This is a genomic window from Paraburkholderia phenazinium, assembly GCF_900142845.1.
GTDB lineage: Bacteria > Pseudomonadota > Gammaproteobacteria > Burkholderiales > Burkholderiaceae > Paraburkholderia > Paraburkholderia phenazinium_A.
Genome location: NZ_FSRU01000002.1, coordinates 3137255 through 3150284, shown reverse-complemented (window position 1 = coordinate 3150284; position 13030 = coordinate 3137255). Strand labels below are relative to the sequence as shown.

11 protein-coding genes and 1 pseudogene are annotated in these 13030 nt (G+C 57.2%); 7 read left to right on the top strand and 5 right to left on the bottom strand.

Annotated features, from left to right (window positions below; genetic code table 11):
- Nucleotides 1-75 precede the first annotated feature (75 nt).
- The 4 genes from yidC to rpmH all read right to left on the bottom strand — a co-directional run bounded on the left by yidC (nt 76) and on the right by rpmH (nt 2742).
- Entirely contained in the window at nt 76-1734 is a 1659-nt protein-coding gene (gene yidC / locus BUS12_RS31165) for a membrane protein insertase YidC (RefSeq protein ID WP_074301178.1), read from the bottom strand.
- 30 nt (nt 1735-1764) lie between these two features.
- Nucleotides 1765-1995 (bottom strand): membrane protein insertion efficiency factor YidD, encoded by a 231-nt coding sequence (yidD, locus tag BUS12_RS31160; RefSeq protein WP_074262996.1) that lies wholly within the window; start codon nt 1993-1995, stop codon nt 1765-1767.
- A 109-nt stretch (nt 1996-2104) separates the two neighbouring features.
- Nucleotides 2105-2584: a ribonuclease P protein component gene (gene rnpA / locus BUS12_RS31155; RefSeq protein WP_074301177.1), complete on the bottom strand. Its 480-nt coding sequence runs from the start codon at nt 2582-2584 to the stop codon at nt 2105-2107.
- A 23-nt stretch (nt 2585-2607) separates the two neighbouring features.
- Nucleotides 2608-2742, bottom strand: coding sequence for a 50S ribosomal protein L34 (gene rpmH / locus BUS12_RS31150; RefSeq protein ID WP_004198824.1), 135 nt, complete (start codon nt 2740-2742; stop codon nt 2608-2610).
- A gap of 382 nt (nt 2743-3124) precedes the next feature.
- Between rpmH and dnaA the strand changes: the two genes are divergently transcribed.
- The 6 genes from dnaA (at nt 3125) to BUS12_RS37935 (ending at nt 12057) form a co-directional block, all read left to right on the top strand.
- Nucleotides 3125-4708, top strand: a complete 1584-nt coding sequence (gene dnaA, locus BUS12_RS31145) for a chromosomal replication initiator protein DnaA (protein WP_074301794.1) — start codon at nt 3125-3127, stop codon at nt 4706-4708.
- A 314-nt stretch (nt 4709-5022) separates the two neighbouring features.
- On the top strand, nt 5023-6126 hold the full coding sequence (gene dnaN, locus BUS12_RS31140; protein WP_074301176.1) for a DNA polymerase III subunit beta: 1104 nt from the start codon (nt 5023-5025) through the stop codon (nt 6124-6126).
- Nucleotides 6127-6240: 114 nt separating this feature from the next.
- A complete protein-coding gene (gene gyrB / locus BUS12_RS31135) occupies nt 6241-8712 on the top strand; it encodes a DNA topoisomerase (ATP-hydrolyzing) subunit B (RefSeq protein ID WP_074301175.1) in 2472 nt (823 codons plus the stop codon).
- A 236-nt stretch (nt 8713-8948) separates the two neighbouring features.
- Nucleotides 8949-9158 carry a hypothetical protein gene (locus tag BUS12_RS39520; RefSeq protein ID WP_143788507.1) on the top strand — a complete coding sequence of 70 codons (210 nt, stop codon included), beginning with the start codon at nt 8949-8951 and terminating at the stop codon, nt 9156-9158.
- Entirely contained in the window at nt 9155-11032 is a 1878-nt protein-coding gene (locus BUS12_RS31130) for a DNA cytosine methyltransferase (RefSeq protein ID WP_074301174.1), read from the top strand. The genes BUS12_RS39520 and BUS12_RS31130 overlap by 4 nt, the downstream gene beginning before the upstream one ends.
- A 44-nt stretch (nt 11033-11076) precedes the next feature.
- Complete coding sequence (locus BUS12_RS37935; RefSeq protein ID WP_083640682.1) at nt 11077-12057, top strand: HNH endonuclease; 981 nt, start codon at nt 11077-11079, stop codon at nt 12055-12057.
- 163 nt (nt 12058-12220) lie between these two features.
- On the opposite strand, the gene BUS12_RS31120 is transcribed toward BUS12_RS37935, so the two are convergent.
- Nucleotides 12221-12466 (bottom strand): SymE family type I addiction module toxin, encoded by a 246-nt coding sequence (locus tag BUS12_RS31120; protein WP_074301172.1) that lies wholly within the window; start codon nt 12464-12466, stop codon nt 12221-12223.
- 410 nt (nt 12467-12876) lie between these two features.
- Between BUS12_RS31120 and BUS12_RS39515 the strand changes: the two are divergent.
- Nucleotides 12877-13005, top strand: a pseudogene (locus BUS12_RS39515) (DUF4172 domain-containing protein); the annotation flags it as partial.
- Between the last annotated feature and the right edge of the window lie 25 nt (nt 13006-13030).

The following is a 13030-nucleotide window of genomic DNA, read 5'->3' as shown; positions in this document are numbered from 1 at the left end:
GCAAACCGGGCGGCTTTTTTACAGCTTGCTGCGATGAGGATGCGTTGGCGGGTGACTCAGCACCCGCCCGTCCGATCAGGCCGTAGCCTTGGTCTTCGGCTTGCCCATCATCCGCGTGATGTAGTACTGCTGGGCGATCGACAGCACGTTGTTGACCACGTAGTACAGCACCAGACCGGCCGGGAAGAAGAAGAACATGACCGAGAACGCGATGGGCATGAACATCATCATCTTGGCTTGAACCGGGTCCGGCGGCGTCGGGTTCAGACGCGTCTGCAGGAACATCGAGACGGCCATCAACACCGGCAGGATGAAGAACGGGTCTTGCTGCGACAGATCGTGAATCCACAGAATCCACGGCGCGCCGCGCATTTCCACCGACGACAGCAGCACCCAGTACAGCGAGATGAACACCGGGATCTGGATCACGACCGGCAGACAGCCGCCGAACGGATTGACCTTCTCGGTCTTGTACAGCTCCATCAGCGCTGCGTTCATCTTCTGCGGATCGCCCTTGAAGCGTTCGCGCAGGGCTTGCATGCGCGGCGTGATCGCCTTCATGCGTGCCATGGACTTGTAGCTGGCCGCCGACAGCGGGAAGAACACGGCCTTGATCAGCAGCGTGAGCAGTACGATCGACCAGCCCCAGTTGCCGACATAGCTGTGGATCTTCTCAAGCAGCCAGAACAGCGGCTTGGCGATGATCGTCACCCAGCCGTAGTCCTTCACCAGTTCCAGGCCCGGCGCGATGCCTTCCAGCATGCGTTCTTCTTCCGGACCGGCGAACAGCTTCGCCGACACGTCAGCCGATTGACCCGGGGCGATGGTCGGCACCGGCTCCTTCACACCCACGCGATACAGCGTCGGATCAAGCTTCTCGACATAGATATCGCGCTTGACGCCTTGCTGCGGAATCCACGCCGTCGCGAAGTAATGCTGGACCATCGCGATCCAGCCGTTGTCGGCCGAGGTCGCATAGTCCTGCTTGTTCTTGTCGACGTCGCTGAACGTCATCTTCTGGAAGTGGTGCTGATCCGTGTAGACAGCCGGTCCGATGAACGTGTGCGAGAAGCGCGGCGTTTCCACCGGCTGGCTATCGCGCACCAGTTCCATATAGACGGTCGGCGTCACCGGCGTCGAACCCACGTTTTCGATCTTCGTATTGACGCCGATCACGTAGCTGCCGCGCGTGAACGTGTACGTCTTCACGACCTTCACGCCACCCTTGACCGGCGACTCGAAGCTGAGCGAGAACGACTTGGCGTCGCCCGTCAGATCGTGCGGCTGGCCGGCAACCGGCGTGTAGATGTCCGTGTGGTTCGGGAAATCGCCGCCCAGCAGACCCGTGCGCGCCAGATACGTATGATCGGCGGTGTGGTCGAACAGGGTGATGACGAGATCCGGCTGGTTACCGTTGCCCTTGTTGATCAGCGACAGCTTCGACAGCGTACCGCCGCGCGTGTCGATCTCGCCGCTGTAGACGTCGGTCGTGAACGGGATCAGTTGGGCCTGGGCTGCGGGCGCGGCGCCCGGAGCGGCGGTGTTCGTCGCCGGCAGGTCGGCGGGTTGGGTTCCCGGCGTCGTGGTGCCCGGTGCTGCGCTAGCCGCGGTCTGCGTCTGCGTGGCGCTCGGGAAGAACATCGACGGGCGTCCGTGGTCGCGCTGCCAGTTGTCGAACAGCATGACCGCCGACATGAAAAATATGACCCATAGGACGGTGCGTTTGATATCCATGCGTTGTCTCAGTGTCGATGGAACGGCGCGTCAGCGCTTTTCAGAAGTGGGAGGCGGGACAAGATCGATGCCGCCCGCCGAAAACGGGTGGCAGCGGCAAATACGCCTGGCGGCGAGATAAGTCCCGCGCGCGGCGCCATGATACTGGATTGCTTCGCGCGCGTAATCAGAGCAGGAAGGGTAAAAACGGCACCGGTTGCCGAGCAGGGGACTCACGGCAACCTTGTAGAAACGCAATAAAGCGAAAAGTACCGTTTGCATGACTAGTGCGGCCAACCGGCGCCGCCCAAGAAGGGATACCGGGGGAGGCTAGCGGGACCGAACCGTGGCATCGTCCACGTGTGCGGCCGCACGGGCCTCTCCATGAGCGTCATTGGGTCGCAGGCGCATCCGCGGGCGGCGCCTCACGACGGGCAATTTCGCGTGCTGCCTTGTTGAGCAGCTCCTCTATTTCGCTACGGCACAACGCCTTTAACGGCGGCGACGAGGCGCCCGGCATAGCCTTCTTGTCGAAGCGCGTGTGCAAACGCAGCAGCACGTCCCAACCGCCGAACTCCGCGCGGCGCAGCCGGAAGGCTTCACGCGCGAGACGGCGCACCAGATTACGCGTGACCGCGCGCGGCGCATACTTCTTGCCGATCACGAGGCCCAAGCGCGCGTCATTGCCGGTGGGCCGGGCGTACACGACGAAGTGTGCGGTGCGGCGCCACGGGCGCAAACGAAAAACGGATGAAAATTCATCCGTTTTTAGCAGCCTTGCGGCTTTGGGGAAGGCGGCTTGCGCTCGCAACGGAACCGAGCCCTGTTGCGGCGCTCCTGCCGTTCCCGCGCTGCCGCGGGCATCGGACATAGCGCGCAATCCGCTCGCCAGCCTTAGATGGCGAGGCGCTTGCGGCCCTTCGCGCGACGTGCGTTGATGACCTTACGGCCACCAGCGGTCTTCATGCGAACGCGGAAGCCGTGGGTGCGCTTGCGACGGGTAACGGAAGGTTGGTAAGTACGTTTCATGTTGCTCTCACTTGGCAGAGAATTAACCGCGCGAGCATCGCGGAAAGTGCAATGGCCGGTGGTTCAAAAATTGGTTTTCGCGGAACCCGCTATTTAAACCGGTTTTCTTTTGGTCGTCAATAGTTTAGCGACGTATTCCACAGGCTGGGCTCATGGCGGAGGTTTGATCGGTCCCTGTGGATAACTCCCTTTCCTGGTTGTTTTGGCGGTAGAATCTCGTCCTACTTCCCAAAAATCCTGCACGCCGCTCCGGCCCGCTTGCCCCGCAAACCCTTGTGGCACAAGCGCCTGGAGCCGTTCCGCCTGGCCGCTCAGGGCCTTGTTGTGTATCTGCAACAGGGGCGTCGGCGGCTCGCCGTGCAAACATAACGACAGCAACTTGATGAACGAATTCTGGCAACACTGTTCCGCACTGCTAGAGCGTGAGCTAACGCCCCAGCAGTACGTGACGTGGATCAAACCGTTGGCCCCGGTTGCCTTCGATGCGGCGGCGAACACGCTGAGCATCGCTGCGCCCAACCGCTTCAAGCTTGACTGGGTCAAGAGCCAGTTTTCCGGCCGCATTTCCGATATGGCACGCGACTTTTGGCACGTGCCGGTCGACGTCCAGTTTGTCCTCGATCCCAAGGCCGGCATGCGCGGCGCGGCGGCTTCTGCGCCGGCGCCGCAACGTCCGTCGCAATTCGCCGGCAACGGCGGCACGGCTGCGGTGGACGCGGCCGTCGGCGCGGTGCAGGCCGCACACGCCGCCCGGACCCACGGCGCGAATGGCGCGGGGCAGGGCGCGAACGCCGGTCATGGCGCGCAACAGCACAATCATGACGACGGCGGCGACCTCGATCTGCCCAGCCTCGACGCCAACGAAGCCGCTGCGGCGCGCCGTACTTGGCGGCCGGGCCAGAGCGCCGCGCAGCAAGGCAACGCCGAGAGCGATTCGATGTACGAGCGCTCGAAGCTCAACCCGGTGCTGACCTTCGACAATTTCGTGACCGGTAAGGCCAACCAGCTGGCGCGCGCCGCCGCGATCCAGGTGGCGGACAACCCCGGCATCTCGTACAACCCGCTGTTTCTGTATGGCGGCGTGGGCCTCGGCAAGACTCACCTGATCCATGCGATCGGCAATCAGTTGCTGATGGACAAGGCCGGCGCGCGGATCCGCTACATCCACGCGGAACAGTATGTGTCCGACGTGGTGAAGGCGTACCAGCGCAAGGCGTTCGACGACTTTAAGCGCTACTACCACTCGCTCGACCTGCTGCTGATCGACGATATTCAGTTCTTCTCGGGCAAGTCGCGTACGCAGGAAGAGTTCTTCTACGCGTTCGAAGCGCTGGTGGCGAACAAGGCGCAGGTGATCATCACGAGCGATACGTACCCGAAGGAAATTTCGGGCATCGACGACCGGCTGATCTCGCGCTTCGACTCCGGCCTGACGGTGGCGATCGAGCCGCCCGAGCTGGAAATGCGCGTCGCGATCCTGATGCGCAAGGCGCAGTCCGAAGGCGTGAGCCTGAATGAGGACGTGGCGTTTTTCGTCGCCAAGCATCTGCGCTCGAACGTGCGTGAGCTGGAAGGCGCGCTGCGCAAGATCCTCGCGTATTCGAAGTTCCACGGCCGCGAAATTTCCATCGAACTGACGAAAGAAGCGCTGAAAGACCTGCTGACGGTGCAAAACCGCCAGATTTCGGTGGAAAACATCCAGAAGACGGTGGCTGATTTCTACAGCATCAAGGTCGCGGACATGTATTCGAAGAAGCGGCCGGCGAACATTGCGCGGCCGCGTCAGATTGCGATGTATCTGGCGAAGGAACTGACGCAGAAAAGCTTGCCGGAAATCGGCGAGCTGTTTGGCGGGCGCGATCACACGACCGTGCTGCACGCGGTGCGTAAGATCGCCGCCGAACGCGGCACGGATGCGCAGTTGAACCACGAACTGCACGTGCTTGAACAGACGTTGAAGGGCTGATCCTGGGCTGGCCTCGAGGCGACGCCCTCAGGCGAATTCGGGGTGAGTGCAGGGTATTTGCGGGATAACCGCGCGGTCGCGGCGGTGTTGCCTAAAGTTTGGGCAAAAAGCGGGGAAAATCGACCTGTTTATTTCGGAACTCGCCCCCATTTTAGGGGAGCGGTTCTGTTTTCAGGCACAATACAGGTTTAACCGCCCGGCGGCTTGGGGCGGATGTACGCCGTGACTGGCGCAGCGTAGCGCCGGCGGGGGCCGGGGCCGCGTGCAGGATGCCGAGCGAGGCGCGCAGGCCGTCACATCAACGAAGGAACTCTATGCAACTGGTCAAGACCGAACGCGATAACCTCCTCAGGCCGCTGCAAACCGTGAGCGGCATCGTCGAACGCCGCCATACGTTGCCGATCCTCGCCAACTTGCTGATTACCAAGAACGGCCCTGACGTGTCGTTCCTGTCCACCGACCTCGAGCTTCAGATCACCACGCACGGCGACTTCGGCGTGGGCGGCGATTCGGTTGCGACAACGGTAGCGGCGCGTAAGCTGCTGGACATCCTGCGTGCCATGCCTGACGGCCAGGTCACGCTGACGCTGAACGACAAGCGCCTCACCGTGCAATCCGGCAAGAGCCGCTTTGCGCTGCAGACGCTGGCCGCGGACGAATTCCCCACGGTCGCTCAAGCTAAAGACTTCGGCGCGAACCTGGTGGTTCCCCAGAAGACGTTCCGCCAACTGCTCGGCATGGTCCATTTCTCGATGGCCCAGCAGGACATTCGCTACTACCTGAACGGCATGCTGCTGGTGGTGGACGGCGACCAGTTGATGGCGGTCGCGACGGACGGTCATCGTCTGGCGTTCTCGTCCATGAAGATTGAAGGCTCGTTTGCGCGCCAGGAAGTGATCATCCCGCGCAAGACGATTCTGGAACTCCAGCGTTTGCTGGAAGACATCGACGACACGCTGAAGATCGACATCGCGCCGAGCCAGGTGAAGTTCACCTTCGGTCAGGTGGAACTGGTGTCGAAGCTGGTGGAAGGGAAATTCCCGGACTTCCAGCGCGTGATTCCGAAGTCGCACAAGAACCAGTTCCTGATTGGCCGCGAAGAACTGCAGCGTTCGCTGCAACGTGCGGCCATTCTGACCTCGGACAAATTCAAGGGCGTGCGCTGCATCATCGAGCCGGGCCAGTTGAAGATCATGTCCACCAACGCGGACCAGGAAGAAGCGCAGGAAGAACTGGAAATTGCGTATACCGGCGACAGCGTCGATATCGGGTTTAACGTCACGTATCTGCTCGACGTGCTGGCAAACCTGAAGGTCGACATGTTGCAAGTGAGCCTGGGTGATGCCAGCTCCAGCGCGTTGATCACGATTCCCGAGAACGACGAATTCAAATACGTGGTGATGCCGATGCGCATCTAACGCGTCCAACATCAAGAAGAACACCAAGGGGCGCAGCGCCCCTTTGGCGTTTTTATGGTGTTTTGAAAAGTCCCGAGCAGCAACCAAGCAGCAACGCAGAACCGGAAAAAATCCATGACTGACACGAACAATTCGCAACCCGATAACAGCTACGGCGCCTCTTCGATTCAGATCCTCGAAGGTCTGGAAGCAGTGCGCAAGCGGCCGGGTATGTACATCGGGGATACATCGGACGGCACCGGTTTGCACCACCTGGTATTCGAAGTGCTGGACAACGCCATCGACGAAGCGTTGGCCGGGCATTGCAACGACATTCAGGTGATCATCCACGCGGACAACTCGGTCTCCGTCACGGACAACGGCCGTGGTGTGCCGACCGGTCTGAAGATGGACGACAAGCACGACCCGAAGCGCAGCGCCGCTGAAATCGTGATGACCGAGCTGCACGCCGGCGGCAAGTTCGACCAGAACAGCTACAAGGTGTCGGGCGGCCTGCACGGCGTGGGCGTGTCGTGCGTGAACGCGCTGTCGGCATGGCTGCGTCTGACCATTCGCCGCGACGGCAAGAAGCACTTCATGGAGTTCCACCGTGGCGTGCCGCAGAACCGCATCATCGAAGAGATTGACGGCGTGGCCGTCTCGCCGATCCTCGTGACCGGCGACACTGAAAACCGCGGCACCGAAGTGCATTTCCTCGCCGACGAGACGATCTTCGGCAGCATCGAATATCACTACGACATTCTGGCCAAGCGGATTCGCGAACTGTCGTTCCTGAATAACGGCGTGCGGATTCGTTTGACGGATCAGCGCACGGGGAAGGAAGAGGATTTCGCGTTTGTGGGCGGCGTGAAGGGTTTTGTTGAGTACATCAACAAGAACAAGGCCGTGCTGCATCCGAATATTTTCCACGTGAGTGGTGAGAAGGATGGTGTTGGCGTTGAAGTGGCTATGCAGTGGAACGATAGCTATAACGAGAATGTGCTCTGTTTTACGAACAACATTCCGCAGCGCGATGGCGGGACGCACTTGACCGGTTTGCGTGCGGCGATGACGCGCGTGATGAACAAGTACATTGCCGATCACGAGATTGCCAAGAAGGCGAAGGTTGAGACTTCGGGTGATGACATGCGTGAGGGGTTGTCGTGTGTGTTGTCGGTGAAGGTGCCGGAGCCGAAGTTCTCCGCGCAGACTAAGGATAAGTTGGTTTCTTCTGAAGTGCGGGCGCCGGTTGAGGAAGTTGTGGCTAAGGCGCTTGAGGAGTTTCTGCAGGAGACGCCGAACGACGCGAAGATTATTTGCGGGAAGGTTGTGGATGCTGCGCGGGCGCGGGATGCGGCGCGGAAGGCGCGGGAGATGACGCGGCGGAAGGGTGTTTTGGACGGCGTTGGTCTGCCCGGGAAGCTGGCGGATTGCCAGGAGAAGGATCCGGCTAAGTCTGAAATCTATATCGTCGAGGGTGACTCGGCTGGTGGGTCGGCTAAGCAGGGGCGTGATCGGAAGTTTCAGGCTATTTTGCCGCTGCGCGGCAAGGTGCTTAATGTTGAGAAGGCTCGGTACGACAAGCTGCTTTCTTCGGAGCAGATTGTTACTTTGATTACGGCTCTCGGTTGCGGCATCGGCAAGGAAGACTACAACCTCGAGAAGCTCCGTTATCACCGCATCATCATCATGACCGATGCTGACGTCGACGGTGCGCACATTCGGACGCTGCTGCTTACGTTCTTCTATCGGCAGATGCCGGACATGATCGAGCGTGGGTTTATTTATATCGCGCAGCCGCCGCTTTACAAGATCAAGGCGGGGAAGGATGAGCGGTATCTCAAGGATGCGGCTGAGTTGAATGCTCATATGCTCAAGCTCGCGCTTAATGGGTCTGAGCTTGTGACGGCTGAGGGTGCTACGCCGATCGCTGGCGATGCTTTGGGTGAGCTCGCTCGGTCGTATCTGCTCGCGCAGGGTGTTGTCGATCGGTTGAGCCGGTTGTACGACGCGGGGGCGCTCGAGGCTGTGATGGATGGGGTTGTGCTCGATCTGTCTAGTGAAGAGGCTGCTGAGGCGTCGGCTAAGGCGTTTGAGGCTAAGCTCAGGGACGATCCGCTGAAGCCCGAAGTGCGCGTTACGACTATGTATGACCAGGTGCGGGAGCTCCGCTCATTGAAAGTGTCGCGGACGCATCACGGGAATCAGAAGGTTTCTGTGCTGGATGAAGAGTTTCAGTTGACCGCGGACTATCAGCAGTTGCTGAATACGGCGCTGACGTTTAAGGGGTTGATTGGGCCGGGCGCTGTGATCAAGCGCGGTGAGCGGAGTATGGCCGTCAATGACTTCAAGAGTGCTATGAAGTGGCTCATCGCCGATGCTGAGCGCAATGTTTCCAAGCAACGCTATAAAGGCCTCGGCGAGATGAATCCTGGGCAGCTTTGGGAGACTACGATGGATCCGGCTGTGCGGCGCTTGCTTCGTGTGCAGATTGAGGATGCTATTGCGGCTGATGGCATTTTCACCACGCTCATGGGGGATGATGTCGAGCCGCGGAGGGCGTTCATTGAGTCGAATGCTTTGAGGGCGGGGAATATTGATGTTTGAGCCTCCGAACTTCCGCGCAGAATAGCGGCGCGGTTGAGACAAAGGATAAGCTCTATTGAAAAGGCTGGGCAGCTTAGCTGCCCAGCCTTTTTTTTGGGGGGCTGTACCACGCTGTAGCTCAGCGACGCCCCGGTGCGAGGTGCGTCCGCTTGCCCTTCTAACATTCTTTGGCACTGAACTACCGTTCTCATTTGGGGCGCGTATAATTGGATACACATGGTGTATCCGAGGTGATCATGGAGAGCAATTCATGCGGACTGCGTATCCGTCTTGATCCGCGATTGCGGCAAGAATTTTTATCTGCGTGCAAAGCGCAGGACAGGACTGCGGCACAGGTGCTGCGCGATTTTATGCGCGACTTCGTTGCGAGTCACGGCGACAGCTTGCAAACAAGTTTTTTCGACGAATCGGATGCTGGCACAGTCGCGACAAAGGAATGGAAATGAATAAAGTGCGTAAAAATAATGAGGGAATTAAAACCTTAAGCCTTTTTACTGGTGCGGGTGGCTTGGATATTGGATTTCACCAGGCAGGATTTAACGTTGTTGCTTGTGTCGAAATTGAAGCAGCATATTCAAAATCGTTGGACGCAAATAAAAAAATCGGCAAATATATTTCCACAACGACAAAAGTCCATAATTTAGATATTCGGGAATTTGATCCGGCTATCTATGTCGATCAAGGAATCGAGTGCGTCATCGGCGGGCCTCCTTGCCAGACGTTCTCCGCTGCTGGTCGGCGTTCAGGAGGAGTGTTAGGAACCTCAGACGCGAGAGGGCGGCTATTCGAGTCGTATTGCAAGATTCTTAAGGCGATCCAACCAAAGGTGTTTGTTTTCGAGAACGTGTATGGGCTCCCGGGCGCGAACGATGGCGGCCCATGGAAAGAAATACGCGAAGCGTTTCATAAATTAGGCTATGAATTGAGAGCAGAAGTGTTGGACGCCGCCGATTACGGCGTTCCACAGCACCGGGAGCGCTTGATCATTGTCGGGTACAAGGAAGGAGAGGGAAATTTTGAATTTCCTATGCCGACTCATGGGCCTGACTCTACTGACGGTCAACCCCTGGTAAGTGTGTTCAACGCAATCGACGATCTTCAAGACGACGAAGAGCCGTATCACGAGTTGGATGGCCTCTATGGGCACCTTTTATCCTTGGTTCCCGAGGGGCTGAATTACGCCTTTTTTACTCGCGAAATGGGTTACCCGAAACCTTATTTCGCTTGGCGTTCTAAATTTCACGATTTCCTCTATAAGGTGGATCGACGCACGCCTAGTCGGACCATTAAGGCTCAGCCCGGAAAGTTTACCGGCCCATTTCATTGGAAGAATCGTCATTTCAAGGTTGATGAATTAAAGCGGTTGCAAACGTTTCCCGACGATTATGAAATAGTCGGAACATACGCGAAAATAATGGAACAGGTAGGGAATTCCGTCCCTCCTCGACTGGCCGAGACAATTGCGACATCCGTGCGTGAGCAATTACTTCGCCCTTCGCGGAAACTTACATATGTGAAGCGAGGCGCCGAATTCAAATCGACCTTTCGTCAGCGGCAGCGCGAAAGAACGGTACTCTTCAAAGAGCGTGCTGCTGAGGAAGTTGCTGCTCGCTTTCCGAACGTACAAATCTTGGACGAAAATATACTTGAACGGTCAAGCTCTTACTTCGTAGGTTTTAAGGGGCTTTTTTCACGTCAACGGGCCGAAAATCTGTCTCAATTCGAGCTAGATCGGAATTATTACAGCGTTGTATTTTCGCAGAAAAGAGATGCTATTTCGTTGAAGATTACCCCGGTTAGCGCCGTCACACGTAGATCTCGTGACCTCAAAATATCTTTGCTCGGATTGTCAAAATACTTGTTGCACATCGATTCGGTAACAGTGGATGCCAAATTCTCCGATCTGGATGATGTTTTCAGAATTTGGGCTGTAATTGAAGAGGCGCTTAAAGCAAACAGCCAGTTTTTTAGTTTGATCGATATTTACGGTCATTATGCGAATCGAGGTGATACCGTAAAGATAGCTACTGAAATAAATTCAACTAGAAAATCGAAGTTAGAGCGTGCCATTGAGTTTTTTGGTTGCTCCGAAAACTGTGGTGAATTTGTTACAGTGGAATTCGCTGCTGCGGCGCTCAATGTGAAGAAAGAGGAAGTGACTGAGGTAATTCTCGATATGCGGTCTCATCGCTGGGATGTTAGAACGCCGGATACGCATAATACGATTCGACAATTGGGCGTTCTCTGCACATATCCGTTTCCTCTGCTCTCGGACAAAGCGCAACTGGAACGTCGCGTTACGGACAGCATAGTCGCATGAGGCGCGATATACTTGCATCGGGCAATTAGAAAAATGGACCAGAGATGACGCGAGTACAGTTGCTAGTAAAAATTTGTCGACTTATTGGTAGCGCGGCGGTGCCTACGGCACTTGGTGACGGATGGCCGGGGGACGTCACGGTAGCGCTGCCGGACGGGGAGATCCGCCAAATCGCGTTGCATGTTTCAACGGTTAGTCCACACAACCGTAGGGAATGGGAATTTCGCTTTCAAAACCCCGCAAATCGCTCACCTGTAGCGGCTCGTGCCGGCGCTATTCCAATTCTGCTTGGTCTCTGGGAGGAAGATGGCCATCCGACACTGCTGGTCGCAACGGATGGCACGAGTCGAATTGGACGAGAAGCTCGCTTTTCGGTTTTATTTGACACTCGAGTGGCCGGTCAAGCTCGAACAACCGGGTGGGCAGTCTATCAGTCGGGGAGTGGGGAGAAAATATATGCTTTTCGACCGAGCATGTTTCCGATTTTCATCGCCGTGCTAGCCAATGGCTTGGAAGCACCAGACTTGGGTTCTAGCATTGACGACGCAATATCTAGTGCAGCCATTGCCTCCGGCTTAATCGATGACGAAAACGATGCTTCCGCGACGCGCGTCCGCAGGGCGGCCGCTGTGTTGGTTAGGCACTACGCGTTTTCTCGGAACGTTCTGAATGCGTATGGGCACCGCTGCGCGATGTGCGGGATTGGTGCGGGACTGGTCGTTGGCGCTCACATCAACCCGGTTGCAGCCGAGGGGGCACCGGATGCCGTGTGGAATGGTTTGGCGCTTTGCCATAATCATCATGCCGCTTTCGATGCACACCACATTTGGGTGGATCCAGAAACTCGGAATATCGTCTTCAATGAGGAAATCGCAAGAGGCCTTGAGGAAGATCCCGCTTTAGGTGCCTTCTTGGATAAAACGTTCCCGGTGTTGGCGGAGCCTGCGCTACCACAACAGTCACCGCGGCGCGCCATGCTAGAGGCAAGATACGAGTTTTTTGCTGATCGTTACGACTGGTTATAAAACAGGCGATCGACGCAAAGCCCGTCCGAAAGCCAGCGCCGACCATCCAAGGTTGCGATTCATCTAGGCCTTGCGGATGGACTATTGTGGATTTGCCGCGGAGCCGAACTGCGACGTTGGTGGGACACTTGACTCGTGTTAGTCCGGCAAGTGTCCTGCCATCTCATTTGAACGGCGTTATGACTAACCGACCTCTTTGCGCATCCACCAAGATTCGTTTATTAATTTCGAATCCGGCGTGTTCAAGCCAATGCCCCGAAAACCGAATCCAAGGCGCTGGCGGCAAGTCTTCATAAAACTCGATATGAGACGGTGCGAAAATTTTCATCGATCGTGGGCGTCTTTGTGACGAAATGGTCAAGACGCGTTGGGTAACAGGCGCAACTGCTTTATGATTGGCGTCAGCCATGATCAACTCCTAGTATGAGCTGGTTGCGGTCAGCGGATCGTATGGGTGGCAGCCCATGCGTCCCGCGCTTCGTCTCCTTCCTCGTTCTCCTTGATGCTCGGCTCGGCGCCTTCGCGTCCTTGTTTAACTTCGAATCAGCTAGTCGCTCTGTTATACGATCCAAGCGCAAGGTGCTTCGGTCACCGATAATGTTGTTAGGTATCCGATATATTTTCTCGCATTGTTAGGGCTTGTGCAACAGCATGCGACGTTCGATGAACAATAAAACATTGCACACATCTCGTCCCTACATTGAGGCGAACGCGGCCTGACAGACGTCGCATGAGAACGAGCCGCATGCGGCGAATAGCCAGTGTATTCTCTGCATTTTCTGCGGTGAATAAATCACCGTTGCAACGACGGCCACCGACTTGCGTCTCTTCGTCGACGGCTGTCGCCGAATCGCCAGGGCCTTAGGACATTTGCCGCTCACACGCGCAGCCGAAAGTCCGCACCGCTTCTATAGCCTGTCGGCGCAGATTCAACGTAAGCGCCTAGCCATCCCGTCTTGAGTTGCATTGAAGG

Excerpts from the sequence above, each read along its gene's own strand:
- yidC (WP_074301178.1), bottom strand. The coding sequence starts at position 1,734 with ATGGATATCAAACGCACCGTCCTATGGGTCATATTTTTCATGTCGGCG.
- yidD (WP_074262996.1), bottom strand. The coding sequence starts at position 1,995 with ATGCAAACGGTACTTTTCGCTTTATTGCGTTTCTACAAGGTTGCCGTG.
- rnpA (WP_074301177.1), bottom strand. The coding sequence starts at position 2,584 with ATGTCCGATGCCCGCGGCAGCGCGGGAACGGCAGGAGCGCCGCAACAG.
- rpmH (WP_004198824.1), bottom strand. The coding sequence starts at position 2,742 with ATGAAACGTACTTACCAACCTTCCGTTACCCGTCGCAAGCGCACCCAC.
- dnaA (WP_074301794.1), top strand. The coding sequence starts at position 3,125 with ATGAACGAATTCTGGCAACACTGTTCCGCACTGCTAGAGCGTGAGCTA.
- dnaN (WP_074301176.1), top strand. The coding sequence starts at position 5,023 with ATGCAACTGGTCAAGACCGAACGCGATAACCTCCTCAGGCCGCTGCAA.
- gyrB (WP_074301175.1), top strand. The coding sequence starts at position 6,241 with ATGACTGACACGAACAATTCGCAACCCGATAACAGCTACGGCGCCTCT.
- BUS12_RS39520 (WP_143788507.1), top strand. The coding sequence starts at position 8,949 with ATGGAGAGCAATTCATGCGGACTGCGTATCCGTCTTGATCCGCGATTG.
- BUS12_RS31130 (WP_074301174.1), top strand. The coding sequence starts at position 9,155 with ATGAATAAAGTGCGTAAAAATAATGAGGGAATTAAAACCTTAAGCCTT.
- BUS12_RS37935 (WP_083640682.1), top strand. The coding sequence starts at position 11,077 with ATGACGCGAGTACAGTTGCTAGTAAAAATTTGTCGACTTATTGGTAGC.
- BUS12_RS31120 (WP_074301172.1), bottom strand. The coding sequence starts at position 12,466 with ATGGCTGACGCCAATCATAAAGCAGTTGCGCCTGTTACCCAACGCGTC.